At 67.3% G+C, this 14,307-nt stretch carries 12 protein-coding genes; 6 read left to right on the forward strand and 6 right to left on the reverse strand.

Annotated features, from left to right (window positions below):
• The first annotated feature begins 96 nt into the window (after positions 1 to 96).
• From ACVCMG_RS01760 to ACVCMG_RS01770, 3 genes are all read left to right on the forward strand, one after another.
• Positions 97 to 1,071 carry a LysR substrate-binding domain-containing protein gene (locus tag ACVCMG_RS01760; protein WP_395118678.1) on the forward strand — a complete coding sequence of 325 codons (975 nt, stop codon included), beginning with the start codon at positions 97 to 99 and terminating at the stop codon, positions 1,069 to 1,071.
• A gap of 64 nt (positions 1,072 to 1,135) precedes the next feature.
• On the forward strand, positions 1,136 to 2,275 hold the full coding sequence (locus ACVCMG_RS01765; RefSeq protein WP_447115429.1) for a pyridoxal phosphate-dependent aminotransferase: 1,140 nt from the start codon (positions 1,136 to 1,138) through the stop codon (positions 2,273 to 2,275).
• Between the two features lie 2 nt (positions 2,276 to 2,277).
• Entirely contained in the window at positions 2,278 to 3,078 is an 801-nt protein-coding gene (locus ACVCMG_RS01770) for an amidohydrolase (protein WP_395118674.1), read from the forward strand.
• A gap of 34 nt (positions 3,079 to 3,112) precedes the next feature.
• Here ACVCMG_RS01770 and arsC read toward each other — a convergent pair whose 3' ends face one another.
• From arsC to ACVCMG_RS01790, 4 genes are all read right to left on the reverse strand, one after another.
• The gene (arsC, locus tag ACVCMG_RS01775) at positions 3,113 to 3,457 is read right to left on the reverse strand and encodes an arsenate reductase (glutaredoxin) (RefSeq protein ID WP_447106154.1); all 345 of its coding nucleotides are present in this window, start codon (positions 3,455 to 3,457) and stop codon (positions 3,113 to 3,115) included.
• A 9-nt stretch (positions 3,458 to 3,466) separates the two neighbouring features.
• Positions 3,467 to 4,867 carry a pseudouridine synthase gene (locus ACVCMG_RS01780; RefSeq protein ID WP_447114752.1) on the reverse strand — a complete coding sequence of 467 codons (1,401 nt, stop codon included), beginning with the start codon at positions 4,865 to 4,867 and terminating at the stop codon, positions 3,467 to 3,469.
• Entirely contained in the window at positions 4,864 to 5,727 is an 864-nt protein-coding gene (gene scpB, locus ACVCMG_RS01785) for an SMC-Scp complex subunit ScpB (protein WP_447106153.1), read from the reverse strand. Before scpB ends, ACVCMG_RS01780 begins: the two co-directional genes overlap by 4 nt.
• 62 nt (positions 5,728 to 5,789) lie before the next feature.
• Positions 5,790 to 6,722, reverse strand: a complete 933-nt coding sequence (locus tag ACVCMG_RS01790) for a segregation and condensation protein A (RefSeq protein WP_395118666.1) — start codon at positions 6,720 to 6,722, stop codon at positions 5,790 to 5,792.
• Between the two features lie 846 nt (positions 6,723 to 7,568).
• Here ACVCMG_RS01790 and ACVCMG_RS01795 point away from each other — a divergent pair.
• Positions 7,569 to 7,937 (forward strand): PilZ domain-containing protein, encoded by a 369-nt coding sequence (locus ACVCMG_RS01795; protein WP_395118664.1) that lies wholly within the window; start codon positions 7,569 to 7,571, stop codon positions 7,935 to 7,937.
• Between the two features lie 68 nt (positions 7,938 to 8,005).
• Here ACVCMG_RS01795 and ACVCMG_RS01800 read toward each other — a convergent pair whose 3' ends face one another.
• Positions 8,006 to 9,691: an AMP-binding protein gene (locus tag ACVCMG_RS01800; protein ID WP_447114753.1), complete on the reverse strand. Its 1,686-nt coding sequence runs from the start codon at positions 9,689 to 9,691 to the stop codon at positions 8,006 to 8,008.
• Between the two features lie 144 nt (positions 9,692 to 9,835).
• Between ACVCMG_RS01800 and ACVCMG_RS01805 the strand changes: the two genes are divergently transcribed.
• The gene (locus ACVCMG_RS01805; protein ID WP_447114754.1) at positions 9,836 to 10,282 is read left to right on the forward strand and encodes a hypothetical protein; all 447 of its coding nucleotides are present in this window, start codon (positions 9,836 to 9,838) and stop codon (positions 10,280 to 10,282) included.
• A gap of 86 nt (positions 10,283 to 10,368) precedes the next feature.
• On the opposite strand, the gene acnA is transcribed toward ACVCMG_RS01805, so the two are convergent.
• Positions 10,369 to 13,122, reverse strand: a complete 2,754-nt coding sequence (gene acnA / locus ACVCMG_RS01810; protein WP_447114755.1) for an aconitate hydratase AcnA — start codon at positions 13,120 to 13,122, stop codon at positions 10,369 to 10,371.
• 243 nt (positions 13,123 to 13,365) lie between these two features.
• Here acnA and ACVCMG_RS01815 point away from each other — a divergent pair, with 243 nt between their 5' ends.
• Positions 13,366 to 14,295: a LysR family transcriptional regulator gene (locus ACVCMG_RS01815; RefSeq protein ID WP_447098826.1), complete on the forward strand. Its 930-nt coding sequence runs from the start codon at positions 13,366 to 13,368 to the stop codon at positions 14,293 to 14,295.
• Positions 14,296 to 14,307: the final 12 nt, after the last annotated feature.

Here is a 14,307-nt window from a genome sequence, read left to right on the forward strand (position 1 = left end):
TGTCAATGCCGGCCGGCAATTTCCAGCGGCGGCTGGCGCAGTCGAACCGCGGTGCTACGCTGGCGCGATGGCCGTGGTTCGTAGATGGATACGAAGATGACGCAACTGAGCGGTGCCTTGCAGGATCTGAACGATCTGTACTTCTTTGCGGCGGTGGTCGAGCACGGCGGCTTCTCCGCCGCCGGCCGCGCGCTGGGCGTGCCCAAGTCGCGCCTGAGCAAGCGGGTGGCCCAGCTGGAGGAGCGGCTCGGCGTGCGCCTGCTGCAGCGAACCACCCGCCGGTTCGTGGTTACCGAGGTCGGCGAGCGCTTCTACACCCATTGCCGTGCAGTGCTGGAAGAGGCCCAGGCGGCGCAGGACGCGGTGGACGAGTTGCGCGCCGAGCCGCGCGGTGTCGTGCGCCTGAGCTGCCCGGTTTCGCTGGCGCAGACCGTGCTGGCGTACCTGCTGCCGGATTTCCTGGCGATGTACCCGAAGATGCAGGTGCGTCTGCTGGCGAACGATCGCCGTATCGACGTGATCGGCGAGGGCTTCGACCTGGCCATTCGCGTGCGCAGCAAGCTGGACACCGACGCCAACCTGGTGATCCGCAGTTTCGGCCATTCCAGCACCACCCTGGTGGCCAGCCCCGCGCTGCTGAAGGTCACCGGGCGCCCGGCGACGCCGGAGGAGCTGGCCCGGTTGCCCGCGCTGTCGATGCGCGAGCACGAAGGCGCGCAGACGTGGGAGTTGATCGACGCCGGCGGGGAGCAGGTCAACGTGGAGGTGCAGGCGCGCCTGATCACCGGCGATTTCGCCGTGCTGCTGGAGGCGGCCCGCCGCGGCCTGGGCGTGGCCCTGCTGCCGGAGTTCGTGTGCGCGCCGGCGATTGCCGCCGGCGAACTGGAAGTGGTGTTGCCGGACTGGACCATGCCCGAGGGCATCATGCATTTCGTCTACCCCAGCCGGCGCGGCATGCTGCCGGGCGTGCGCGCGCTGGTCGATTTCCTGGCCGAGCGCCTGCCGGAAACCACGTTGCTGAAACACCAGCAGTGCAGCAAACGCCCGCAGGCCGAGCTGCCGCCTGCCTGATGCAGGCGACCCGGCCCATGCGCTACGCTGATTCCCTTATGGACATCCAAACGGCCAGATGACGATGATTGAAACCAAGCTGCCCAAGGTCGGTACGACGATTTTCAGCGTGATGAGCCAGTGGGCGCTGCAGCACCAGGCAGTCAACCTCGGCCAGGGCTTCCCCGATTTCGAACCGCCGCAGGAGCTGCGCGATGCTTTGACGCGGGCGATGAACACCGGCAGGAACCAGTACGCCCCGATGCACGGCACCGCCGCCCTGCGCGAGCAGATTGCGCTGAAGACCGCGCGTCTGTACGGGCGCAAGCTCGACGTCGATACCGACATCACGGTCACCTCCGGCGCCACCGAGGCGATCTTCGCGGCAATCGCCGCGACGGTGCGCGCGGGCGAGGAGGTGATCGTGTTCGACCCGGCCTACGACTGCTACGAGCCGGCGATCGAGCTGCAGGGCGCGCGCGCGGTGCACATCCCGCTGACCGTGCCGGCGTTCGCGATCGACTGGCAGCGCGTGCGCGACGCGGTGACGCCGAAGACGCGCATGATCCTCATCAACACCCCGCACAATCCTTCCGGCGCGGTGCTCTCGGCGGCCGACCTGGACGAGCTGGCGGCGATCGTGCGCGATACCGGCATCGTGGTGCTGTCCGACGAGGTGTACGAGCACATCGTCTACGAAGGTGCCCATGAGAGCGTGCTGCGCCACCCGGAACTGGCCGAACGCAGCATCGTGGTCTCCTCGTTCGGCAAGACCTATCACTGCACCGGCTGGAAGGTCGGTTATGCGGTGGCGCCGGCCGCGTTGTCGGCCGAATTTCGCAAGGTGCACCAGTACCTGACCTTCTGCACGTTTCATCCGGCGCAGGTGGCATTTGCCGAATTCATGGCCAGCACGCCGCAACACTACCTGGAATTGCCGGCGTTCTACCGGGCCAAGCGCGACCGCTTCCGCGCGCTGCTGGCGCCCTCGCGTTTCAAGCTGCTCGACGTGCCGGGCGGCTATTTCCAGCTGGTCGATTACTCGGCGATCCGCGACGAGGACGATCTCACCTTCAGTCGCTGGCTGGTGGAGCACGGCGGCGTGGCGACGATTCCGCTGACGCCGTTCTGCGAACGCCCGCCGGGCACGCGCCTGCTGCGGCTGTGCTTTGCCAAGAGCGACGCCACCATGGAGGCGGCCGCCGAGCGGCTGTGCCGGCTGTGACGATGCTGCCGCTGACCGTGTCGCTGGTGCAGGGCGCCACGCGCTGGCACGACGCGCCGGCCAACCGCGACTATTACGGCGAGCTGGTGCGTCGTGCGCGCGGCAGCGATCTGGTGGTGCTGCCGGAAACCTTCCTCTCCGGCTTCAGCAACGATACCCGCGCCAGCGCCGACACGATGGAGGGCGAGGGCATCGCCTGGCTGCGCGCGCTGGCCGTCGAGGTGGGGGCGGTGATCTGCGGCAGCGTGGCGATCCGCGAGGACGAGGTGGTCTACAACCGCCTGCTGTGGATGCGCCCGGACGGCAGCTTCGAGCAGTACGACAAGCGCCACCTGTTCCGCATGGCCGGCGAGCACACCCGCTACGGCAGCGGCAGCCGGCGCCCAATCGTCGAGCTGAAGGGTTGGCGCATCCTGCCGCAGGTCTGCTACGACCTGCGCTTTCCGGTGTGGTTGCGCAATCGCCGGCTCGCATCGGCCAGTGGTGGCATGGATTACGACCTGGCGGTGTTCGTGGCGAACTGGCCGGCTGCGCGTCGGCATCCCTGGCGTACCCTGCTGCGCGCGCGGGCGATCGAGAACCTCGCCTGCGTGGTCGGCGTGAACCGGGTCGGCGTGGACGGCAACGAGATCGCCTATGCCGGCGACAGCGCGGTGATCGATCCGGTGGGCGAGGCACTGGTGGAACTGGGTGCGCAGGAGCAGGTGGTCACCGTCACTCTCGACCCGGCCCCACTGCTGGCGCATCGCGAACGCTTCCCGGCATGGATGGATGCGGACTCATTCACGCTTGACGCGGATTGACGAGCGCTGACCGGCACCGGGCGCGTGCGGGCTCCTACAAGATGGCCAGCACCGATTCGGGCGGCCGGCCGATCACGGCCTTGCCGTTGGCCACCACGATCGGTCGTTCGATCAGGCGCGGGTGCGCCACCATGGCGGCGATCAGCGACTGGTCATCGAGCGAGGGCGAATCCAGGCCGAGCTCGGTGTACTCCGCTTCGCCGGTGCGCAGCAATTGCCGGGCGGTCATGCCCAGTTGCTTGAGCAGGTCGACCAGTTCCGTCGCGGTGGGTGGCGTGTCGAGGTAGTTGATTACCTCGACGTCGTCGGCGCGTTCCTGCAGCAGGGCCAGCGTGGCGCGCGACTTGGAGCAGCGGTTGTTGTGGTAGATGCGGATCATCGCTCGCCCTCAACGGTTGCCGGAGCGGTTGCCGCCGCGACCCGGCGGGCGTCCGCCGCCATGGCCCTTGGGCCGCGGGCTGCCCGGGGCGCGGTTGCCGCCCTGGCCACGACCGGCGTGGCCGGGTCGGTTGGCAGGCGCGCGGTTGCCGCCGCCGCCCGTGCCGGCGTAGGGGCTGCCGGCAGCGGGGGCGCCGCGTGAGCGGCCACCCGCCGCGCCACGGTTGCCGGTGGTGGCACCGGCCAAGCCGCGCCGACCGCCGGGACGGGGGCTGCCATCGCGAGACTCGCCGGCAAACCAGGTGCGCACCGAAGGCAGCTCCTGGCCCGGTGCCACACGACGGCCCTTGCCGTGCCGCTTCGCATTCCCCGGCGCCCGCTCAGGTGCCGCCACGTTGCCGTTGACCTCGCGGCCGTTGCGCGGCGCGGATTTGCGTCCGCGTGCGGGTTCTTCGCGAATGCGGTCGTAGGCACGCAGCTCGCGCGCCTCGTCCTGGCCGCTGGTCCAGGCGCTGCCGGTGCCGTGCTCCGGGCGATATTCGGTGACGCCGCGGGTGGCACGGCGCTGGTGCAGGATCGGGCTCAGCGTCAGCACCGGCTGGGGGAGTCCGAGCCCGCTGGTCTGGCGCAACTGCTTGACGCTGTCGGCGTCGAGCGCCTCGCATTCGCCGCGACGCAGGTTGCGCGGCAGCTCGATCCGGCCGTAGCGGATGCGCTTGAGCCGGCTGACCAGGAAGCCCTGCGAATCCCACAAGCGGCGCACTTCGCGGTTGCGGCCTTCGCGGATCACCACGCGGAACCAGCTGTGGCTGCCGCCGCGGCTGATCACGGCGATCTCGTCGAAGCGGGCCGGGCCGTCCTCCAGCTCCACGCCGGCTTTCAGGCGTTCGATGACCTCGTCCGGCACCTCGCCGTGCACGCGGCACAGGTACTCGCGCTCCATGCCGCTCTTGGGATGCATCAAGCCGTTGGCCAGCTCGCCGTCGGTGGTCAGCAGCAGCAGGCCGGTGGTGTTGATGTCCAGCCGGCCCACGGCAACCCAGCGCGCGCCTTTGAGTTGCGGCAGTTGCTCGAACACGGTCGGGCGGCCATCGGGATCGTCGCGGGTGGTCAGCACGCCTTCGGGCTTGTGGTAGATCAGCACTTCGGCGTCATCGCGGTTGTCGGTGGCCACCACGAACTGCTTGCCGTCCATGACCACGCGATCGCCAGCCTTGACGCTCATGCCGATCTCGGCGGGGCTGCCGTTGAGCTCTATCTCTCCGGCCTGGATGCGTTGTTCCAGCATGCGGCGCGAGCCGAGGCCGGCGTTGGCGAGCACCTTGTGCAGGCGTTCCTCCAGGGCCGGTCCGTCAGTGGCTGCGCGGGTGTCGCGCTTCAGGGTAAGAACGGATTTTTGCGGCGCAGTCATGCGCTTTGCTCCTTGGTATCTTGATCGTCGGCGTCGGTTTCGACGGCCGTGGTCGACGGGCTGACGGAAGGCGAACCGGGATGGTCGGCAGCTTCGTCAGGCCCGGATGAGCCGCTGGACGCCTGGGCGTCGGCGGCGAGGGTGGGGTGGTGGGCGTCGATCGGTGATCCGGTGCCTGACTCGGCGTCGGACAGCGGTTCGCGCGGGGGGTCGGTTTCGCCCGGATCGGTCGTTTCCGCAACCTGGTCGTCCGCGTCGTCGTCCGGGTCGATGGGCAGGTCGCGGCCGACGTGCGCCGGCAGCGGGTCGGGCTCGAAGCGCATCTGCGGATCTTCCATGTCGCGGATCTCCGACAGCGGCGGCAGCTGATCGAGCGATTTGAGGTTGAAGTAGTCGAGGAACGCGCGCGTGGTGCCGAACAACGCCGGCTTGCCGGGCACGTCGCGATGGCCGACCACGCGAATCCACTCGCGCTCCTCCATCGTCTTGATGATGTTGGAAGACACCACCACGCCGCGGATCTGCTCGATCTCGGGACGGGTGATCGGCTGCCGGTAGGCGATCAGCGCCAGTGTTTCCAGCAGGGCGCGCGAGTAGCGGCTGGGTCGCTCGGTCCACATCCGCGAGATCCACGGATGCACGTCCTGGCGCACCTGGTAGCGGAAGCCGGAGGCGACCTCCTTCAGTTCGATGCCGCGCCCTTCACAGTCGCCGGCCAGTGATTCCAGCGCCTGGGCGATCTGCTGCGAGCCGACGTCCTCGTCTTCGTTGAACAGGTCGCCGAGCTGGGGCAGGGTCATCGGTTGGGTCGACGCCAGCAAGGCGGCCTCGATGATGGGTTTGAGTTGGTCGATCTGCATGGGTTCGAGTCGGTGCCGGGTCGGCGTGGGTCGGTCCAGGGATGGATCGGTCGATGGGTGGATCAGTCGCCGGACGGTTCGGCCAGCGCCGATTCGCCCGTTCGTGTGTCTTCCGCCGGCAGTTCGGCGGGCTCCTCATGGCTGGCCTTGGCCTTGACGTAGATCGGCGCCAGCGGCACTTCCTGCACGATCTCGATCAGCATTTCCTTGGCCAGCTCCAGCATCGCCAGGAAGGTCACCACGATGCCCGGGCGGCCTTCGGCCAGGTCGAACAGGTCCTCGAACCGGTGGAAGGTGTCGTCCTCCAGCCGGCTCAGCAGCTCGCCCATGCGCTGGCGCACGCTGAGCGCCTCGCGCTTGATCGCGTGATGCCCGAACAGTTCGGCCCGGTGCATCACGTCCTTGAGTGCCAGCAGCAGCTCGGTCAGTTCCAGCGGGGGCGGCAGCCGGATCACGTTGCGCTCGCCGGTGTCGGCATGCACCACCACGCTGTCGCGCTCCATGCGCGGCAGGGCCTCGATGTCCTCGGCCGCCCGCTTGAACCGCTCGTACTCCTGCAAACGGCGTACCAGTTCGGCGCGCGGGTCGTCTTCCAACCCTTCTTCCAGCGGCGGACGCGGCAGCAGCAGGCGCGATTTGATCTCGCCCAGGATCGCCGCCATCAGCAGGTACTCGGCGGCCAGCTCCAGCCGCATCACGTCCCGCATCAGTTCGATGTAGGTCATGTACTGCCGGGTGATCTCGGCAACCGGGATGTCCAGGATGTCCAGGTTCTGTCGGCGGATCAGGTACAGCAGCAGGTCCAGCGGACCTTCGAACGACTCCAGGATGACCTCGAGCGCGTCCGGCGGGATGTACAGATCCTGCGGCATCTGCAGCATCGGTTCGCCGCGCACGATGGCCAGCGGCATCTCCTGTTGTTGCGGTACCGCGGCAAATGCGTCGGGCGTGGCGGCGCCCGGATCGGACTGCTCGACGACGGATTCAGTGCTCATCAAGGCCTGTCTGGAGAGCCGTGTTCCACGGCTGGCAGTGGGTAGCGCATGTTCATGGTTGTTCGTGGGCAGGCGCGACGTGGTGCTCGCGCCCGGCATGTGCCCGCGCTCAAACGCGTCGTTGGGCGGCGTCCCGGTATCCCGTTTCCGTGCAACATCAAAACCGAGGCGCGGTCGGCGCCATCGTTTCGCCCGGCATGATGAATCCACGCGTCGTGGTTCGGTCAGGCGGGTCGTCAGCGACCAAGGCGCTGCTGTTGCGGGTCGTCGGCCACGACAACAGAGCAAGCCAACTGGCGAACAACTTCGGCGCCGCTGGCTCTTTGCCGGTCAGTCTGGGTACTTCGGTGGACAACCCTGGAGCGCCGAAGGGCCGGCAGCAAGCAGGTTCCATGGGTCCACGCGTGGCCACAGGGTAATGGCAAGCCGGACACAAGTCCAGTCGGTCGCGGGTGGACGAAAAGCGCGTGCGGGGTTCATGTCCGCGTCGGCAACAGGCAGAATAGGGGGTTCCGCCACTACCGCGGGGATGCCGGTGGCCCCACGTGACCCAATGTGACGCTGCGGGGCAAGCGCGAAAGCGCTCGAAGCGCCCTTCCGGAGGGGGCTGTCCACAGCTGAAAGGAAGGTGTCCTTTCGGCGGCCGGCAAATGCGGCGTCTGCCCACGGCAAGAGGCCTGGCGAGGGGTTTGGTGGTGTACGTACGCCGTGGCACGGCAATTGCTACGAGCGGAGGGAGGCCGGACACACGACAGCCGGTTTCGATGGGGCCGGTGCGGTCGCCGGACATGAGGGTGGTGCGTTCCTGCCCCGGGCAGGCGCAAACGCAGACAGGCGGTAAAACTGATGGCGATCGACAAACAGGGACATGATCGAGGCGAGCCGGAGAAGTTGCGTCCGGCACGCATGCAGATCGAGACGACGGTGCTGATCAGCCGTCATGGCGAGTCGCACCCCACCGAACTGGTGGATATCTCGGCGACCGGAGCATTGCTGCGCCGCCCGCTGGGCTGGACCGGCGAAACCGGGCAGAGCTGGGTGCTGGACATGATTTTCGGGCACAACCTGCATATCCATCTGGAGGCGACTGTCGCGCGCATCTCCGATCATCACATCGGTTTTTCCTACAGCCGCATTCCGGAGGACAAGCAGGTGCCGCTGTGGAACCTGCTGGGCGGTTACGCCGATATCCTGGAGTACTGGAAGGACGGTTGAGCCGGTTCCGTCGCGCCTGCAAAAACGCCCGCGATTGCGGGCGTTTTTGCAGGTGGATGTGCGAAGGTTCAGCCCGCGGGTTTCTTCTCGTCGCGCAATTCGCGGCGCAGGATCTTGCCCACGTTGCTCTTGGGCAGGCTGTCGCGGAATTCGATCAGCTTGGGCCGCTTGTAGCCGGTCAGGTTCTCGCGGCAGAACTGCCTGAGCGCTTCCTCGGTGAGGTTCGGGTCCTTGCGCACCACGAACAGTTTCACCACTTCGCCGGAATGCTCGTCGGGCACGCCGACCGCGGCCACTTCCAGCACGCCGGGGTGCGCCATCACCGCGTCCTCGACTTCGTTCGGATACACGTTGAAGCCGGAGACCAGGATCATGTCCTTCTTGCGGTCGACGATGTAGAAGTAGCCGTTCTCGTCCATCTTCGCGATGTCGCCAGTGTGCAGCCAGCCATCGGCGCCGAGCACCTTGGCGGTTTCATCCTCGCGCTTCCAGTAGCCCTTCATCACCTGCGGCCCGCGCACCATCAGCTCGCCGACTTCGCCGACCGGCAGCGGCTGGCCGGCCTCCGACCAGATTGCCACGTCGGTGGACGGTACCGGCAGCCCGATCGAGCCGTTGTACTCCTTCAGGTTCAGCGGATTGATGCACACCGCCGGGGAGGTTTCGGTGAGACCGTAGGCTTCGGCGAGCGTGCAGCCGGTGATCTGTTTCCAGCGCTCGGCCACCTTGCGTTGCACCGCCATGCCGCCGCCGAGGGTCAGGTGCAGGCGGGAGAAATCCAGTTCGGCAAAGCCCGGCGTGTTGAGCAGGCCATTGAACAGGGTGTTGACGCCGGTCAGCGCAGTGAAACCGGACTTGCCCAGCTCCTTGACGAAGCCGGGCATGTCGCGCGGGTTGGTGATCAGCCAGTTGAGGCCGCCCAGGCGGGTGAAGACCAGGCCGTTCGCCGTCAGCGAAAAGATGTGATACAGCGGCAGCGCGGTAATGATCACTTCGTTGCCGGGCTTGACCAGCTCGGTGCCGATCCAGGCGGCTGCCTGCAGCATGTTGGCGATCATGTTGCCGTGGGTCAGCATCGCACCCTTGGCCACGCCGGTGGTGCCGCCGGTGTACTGCAGGAAGGCGATGTCGTCGTGGTCCATCGTGACCGGCTGCAGCGGGTGCGTTGCGCCCTGGGCCAGCGCGTCGCGGAAACGCACGGCTTCGGGCAAGTGGAACGCCGGCACCATCTTCTTGACGTGCTTGAGCACGAAGTTGACCAGCGCGCCCTTGGGGAAGCCGAGCAGGTCGCCGATGCCCGTGGTGACGATGTGCTTGACCTGGGTCTGCGCTGCCACCTGCTGCAGCGTGGCAGCGAAATTGTCCAGCACCACGATCGCCTTGGCGCCGGAATCCTCCAGCTGATGCTTCAACTCGCGCGCGGTGTACATCGGGTTGGTATTGACCACCACCAGCCCGGCGCGCAACGCCCCGAACAGCGCGATCGGATACTGCAGCACGTTGGGCAGCATGATCGCGATGCGATCGCCCTTGCCGAGCTTGAGCACGCCGGTGAGGTAGCCGGCGAACTGGCGGCTCATCTCGTCGATCTGTCCATAGCTGAGCTGGCGGCCGAAATTGGCGAAGGCGGGACGATCGCGGAAACGGGTGAACGCTTCCTCGAGCACCGCCGGGACCGAAGCATACTGGTTGACGTCGATCTGACCGGGCACGCCGGCCGGATAGTGTTCCAGCCAGGGACGTTCGTTGCTCATGCTCTGGGGTTCCCCGTGTTTTCCGTGATGGCGCCGCCGATGGTGGAATCAGGATGCCGAACGCATCCATGATGGCCCATGCGCCGGTTCATTGGAGCATACGCCCGCGCACGGCGGCAAGCCGCGTTGCCATGGAGTCCATCGATGATCGGATCGCGAAAAATCTTCCTGCTGTCGGCGGCACTGCTGTGGTGCGTGGTGATGCTTGCCGCCTGCCACCGTACGCCGGACGAGGAGCGCATACGTGCCGCAATCACTGCGACGGCGCAGGCGGCGGAAGCCGGTTCGGCCAGCGGCGTGGGCGAGTCATTGAGCGAGGACTTCGATGGCAACGCCGGCGAACTGGACCGGCGCCGGTTGATGGCGATGGTGGGCCTGTTGAAGCTGCGCGGCGAACACGTCGGCGTCTTGCTCGGGCCGGTCTCCGTCGAGCCACGCGGCGAACGCATGGTGGCGACTTTCACGGTCACCCTGAGCAGCGGCGGACGCCTGCTGCCCGATCGGCTTGGGGTCTACAGGGTGACCTCGGGCTGGCGCGAGGAAGGCGGCGACTGGCACTGCTATACCGCCAGCTGGGAGCGTTCGATTTAGCAGCCGGCGCGCAGGCGACGCTGCGGTGCCCCACAAAGAAAACGCCCCGGCCAGCGGGGCGTTTTCTTGTCAGGGGTGTCGCCGGATCAGGCGGCCTTGCGGCCGGCCAGCTGGCGCAGCACGTACTGCAGGATGCCGCCATGGCGGAAGAACTCGCGCTCCTTCGGCGTGAGCAGCATCACGTGCACGCTGAACTGCTTCTTGCTGCCGTCCTCGGCGGTGGCGGTCACCATGGCTTCCTTCGCGTTGCCGTTGTCCAGGCCGGTGATGTCGAAGCTCTCGCGACCGGTCAGGCCCAGCGACTTGGCATTCTCGCCGGCCTTGAACTGCAGCGGCAGCACGCCCATGCCGACCAGGTTGGAGCGGTGGATGCGCTCGAAGCTCTCGGTGATCACCGCCTTGACGCCCAGCAGCAGGGTGCCCTTGGCTGCCCAGTCGCGCGAGGAGCCGGTGCCGTATTCCTTGCCGGCGATGACTACCAGCGGCGTGCCGGTTTCCTTGTACTTCATCGCCGCGTCATAGATCGCCAGCTGTTCGCCGCTGGGAATGTGGCGGGTGAAGCCGCCTTCCACGCCATCCAGCATCTGGTTCTTGATGCGGATGTTGGCGAAGGTGCCGCGCACCATCACGTCGTCGTTGCCGCGGCGCGAGCCGTAGGAGTTGAAGTCGATCGGCTGCACGCCGCGCGAGATCAGGAAGCGGCCGGCGGGCGAATCCTTCTTGATCGAACCGGCCGGGGAGATGTGGTCGGTGGTGATGGAGTCGCCGAACAGGCCCAGGCAGCGCGCGGCGTGGATGTCCTCGACCGTGCCCAGCTCCATCGTCATGCCTTCGAAGTAGGGCGGGTTCTTGATGTAGGTGGAAGCTTCGTCCCAGGCGTACAGCGCGCCGTCCGGCGAGGCGATCGCGTTCCAGCGCTCGTCGCCCTTGAACACGTCGGCGTAGTTCTTCTTGAACATGGCCGAGGTGACCGCGCTGGCCATCAGGTCGCTGATTTCCTTGTTGCTCGGCCAGATGTCCTTGAGGAACACGTCCTTGCCCTGCGCATCCTGGCCCAGCGGATCGGTGGAAAGGTTCACGTCGAGCGAGCCGGCCAGCGCATAGGCGACCACCAGCGGCGGCGAGGCCAGGTAGTTCATCTTCACCTCGGCATGCACGCGGCCTTCGAAGTTGCGGTTGCCCGAGAGCACGGCGGCCACCGCCAGGTCGCCGTCGGCGATGCCCTTGCTGACCTCGACCGGCAGCGGGCCGGAGTTGCCGATGCAGGTGGTGCAGCCGTAGCCGACCAGGTAGAAGCCGGTCTTCTCCAGCTCGCTCAGCAGGCCGGTCTGCTCCAGGTAATCGGTCACCACCTTGGAGCCGGGGGCCAGCGAGGTCTTCACCCACGGCTTGGCCTTCAGGCCCCTGGCAGCGGCCTTCTTGGCGACCAGGCCTGCCGCCAGCATCACTGCCGGGTTGGAGGTGTTGGTGCACGAGGTGATCGCGGCGATCACCACCGAACCGTCAGCGACGCGGAAGCTCTGGCCGTTGCGTTCCACCAGCACGCCGGTATCGCCGATCGCGTTGGACGGGTTGCCGATCGCGCTGGCGCCGCCCTCGTTGGAGAAACGGTCGACGTCGCCATTGCCGCGGCGACGATTGGCAGTGAGCGGGCCCACCACTTCGTGGAAGTTCTTCTGCACGTCGGTCAGCAACACGCGATCCTGCGGGCGCTTGGGGCCGGCCATCGAGGGCTTCACGTCGGCGAGGTCGAGTTCGAGCACGGCGGAGAACGCCGGCTCCGGGCTGTTGGCGTCATGCCACAGGCCCTGGGCCTTGGCGTACGCCTCCACCAGCTGGATCTGCTCGTCGCTGCGGCCGGACAGGCGCAGGTAGTTCAGCGACTCCTGGTCGACCGGGAAGATGCCGCAGGTGGCGCCGTATTCCGGCGCCATGTTGCCGATGGTGGCGCGGTCGGCCAGAGCCAGGTGCTGCAGGCCCGGACCGAAGAACTCCACGAACTTGCCGACCACGCCCTGCTTGCGCAGCATCTGCGTCACGGTCAGCACCAGGTCGGTGGCGGTGGCGCCCTCGGGCAGGCGGCCGGACAGCTTGAAGCCGACCACCTGCGGAATCAGCATGGAAGAAGGTTGGCCGAGCATGGCCGCCTCCGCCTCGATGCCGCCCACGCCCCAGCCCAGCACGCCCAGGCCATTGACCATCGTGGTGTGCGAGTCGGTGCCGAACAGGGTGTCGGGATAGGCCCAGGCCTGGCCGTCGATCTCGGTGTGCATCACCACCCGCGCCAGGTATTCCAGGTTCACCTGGTGGACGATGCCGGTGCGCGGCGGCACCACCTTGAAGTTGCTCAGCGCCTTCTGGCCCCAGCGCAGGAAGCTGTAGCGCGCCTGGTTGCGGTCGAACTCGATCGCGACGTTCTTCTCCAGCGCGTCCTCGCTGCCGAAGACGTCCACCTGCACCGAGTGGTCGATCACCAGCTCGGCCGGCGACAGCGGGTTGATCAGGGTGGGATCGCCGCCCAGCGCCTTCATCGCGTCGCGCATGGCAGCCAAGTCGACCACGCACGGCACGCCGGTGAAATCCTGCAGCAGCACGCGCGCCGGCATGAAGGCGATTTCGGTATCCGGCTCCTTGCTGGCGTCCCAGGTGGCCACCGCCTCGATCTCGCGGGAAGTCACGTCCACGCCATCCTCGTGGCGCAGCAGGTTCTCCAGCAGGATCTTCATCGAGTAGGGCAGCCGCTTCAGGTCGAAGCGTTCGCCAAGCTTGGCGAGGCTGGCATAGGCGTATTTCCTGCCGTTGACTTCGAGAGTGTCACGGGTGGCGAACGTGTCTTTCATGGTGCTGCTCCTGGCTGAATCCTGCGGCTGGGACGACTGGCAAGCATGCGGAAACGGCGCGGCCGGCCCCGCCAAAAGGGGAATTATCGCTCAAACGTTGCATGTCGGCGTCGAGGAACCCGGGCGTGTCGGCGCGTGACGGGCTGCTGCGCCGGTTAGACTGCACCCGGCGCCCGGGTGGGGAATCACGCGGTGCCTGCAGGATGCCCGCCTTGACCATCACAGACAAACGCCTTTGACGACATGCAGCGTTCGATGATTTCGACCCACCTCGCCGCCGTCTCGCTGCGCGACCTTGCGCTGGTGCAGGCGGTGCATCGGAACGGCAGTTTCAACAGTGCCGCGCGCGCGATGCACATCAGTCCGTCCGGCTTGTCCCACCAGGTGCAGAAGGTGGAGCAGGCGCTCGGTGCACCGCTGTTCGAACGTGGCGGGCGGCGGGTGGTGGTGACCGCCGGCGGCCAACGCCTGTTGCAGCAGATCGATGCGGTGCTGGTGGCGGCCGAGCACCTGCAGCAGGTCGCCCGTGCCGGCGAGGTGGCTTTCGGCGGCGCGCTGCGGCTGGGCTTGCCGGCGTCGCTGGGGCCATATCTGTTGCCGCATCTGATTGCGCCGTTTCCGCAGCATTTTCCCGGCGCCCGGCTGGGCATCTCCGAGGGCAAGCCACGCGGCTTGTTGCGCAGGCTGCACGAGGGTGAACTGGACGCGGTGCTCGCCCCATCGGCATCGACTGTCAGCGGGATTGCCTCACGGGCGCTGTTCTTCGAACCGTGGGAGCTGATGCTGCGCGCCGATCATCCACTGGCCGGCCGACCGTCCATTGCGCTGGAACAACTGGACCAGGCCGAGGCGATCCTGATGGCGGAAAGCCATGCCGACGGGCTCGACGGCAGTGAGCGTGGCAACGTGCAGGACGTCAGCCTGGAAAGCCTCGCCGCGCTGGTCAGCTTGCGCGGTGGCTACGCGCTGGTACCGGCGCTGGCGCACGAGCGGCTCGCCTCGATGCCGGGGATCGTGCTGGCGCGGCTCAAGGGTTCGGCCGGCGGTCGCGAAATCGCGCTGTACTGGCGCGATGCCTCGCCCTGGCACGACGACCTGCACGCCTTTGCCGAGCTGTTGCGCAAGCTGGCGCGGCAGCGACCGGGCTTGCGCGTGCGCAGCGGCAAGGGCTGACGCGTCGACGCG

The sequence above is a fragment of the Rhodanobacter sp. UC4451_H18 genome, from assembly GCF_052978225.1.

Bases quoted from the DNA above. Each gene is read 5' to 3' on its own strand.
- ACVCMG_RS01780 (WP_447114752.1), bottom strand. From the start codon at position 4,867: ATGACTGCGCCGCAAAAATCCGTTCTTACCCTGAAGCGCGACACCCGC.
- ACVCMG_RS01760 (WP_395118678.1), top strand. From the start codon at position 97: ATGACGCAACTGAGCGGTGCCTTGCAGGATCTGAACGATCTGTACTTC.
- ACVCMG_RS01770 (WP_395118674.1), top strand. From the start codon at position 2,278: ATGCTGCCGCTGACCGTGTCGCTGGTGCAGGGCGCCACGCGCTGGCAC.
- scpB (WP_447106153.1), bottom strand. From the start codon at position 5,727: ATGCAGATCGACCAACTCAAACCCATCATCGAGGCCGCCTTGCTGGCG.
- ACVCMG_RS01805 (WP_447114754.1), top strand. From the start codon at position 9,836: ATGATCGGATCGCGAAAAATCTTCCTGCTGTCGGCGGCACTGCTGTGG.
- ACVCMG_RS01815 (WP_447098826.1), top strand. From the start codon at position 13,366: ATGCAGCGTTCGATGATTTCGACCCACCTCGCCGCCGTCTCGCTGCGC.
- ACVCMG_RS01795 (WP_395118664.1), top strand. From the start codon at position 7,569: ATGGCGATCGACAAACAGGGACATGATCGAGGCGAGCCGGAGAAGTTG.
- ACVCMG_RS01790 (WP_395118666.1), bottom strand. From the start codon at position 6,722: ATGAGCACTGAATCCGTCGTCGAGCAGTCCGATCCGGGCGCCGCCACG.
- ACVCMG_RS01765 (WP_447115429.1), top strand. From the start codon at position 1,136: ATGATTGAAACCAAGCTGCCCAAGGTCGGTACGACGATTTTCAGCGTG.
- ACVCMG_RS01800 (WP_447114753.1), bottom strand. From the start codon at position 9,691: ATGAGCAACGAACGTCCCTGGCTGGAACACTATCCGGCCGGCGTGCCC.
- arsC (WP_447106154.1), bottom strand. From the start codon at position 3,457: ATGATCCGCATCTACCACAACAACCGCTGCTCCAAGTCGCGCGCCACG.
- acnA (WP_447114755.1), bottom strand. From the start codon at position 13,122: ATGAAAGACACGTTCGCCACCCGTGACACTCTCGAAGTCAACGGCAGG.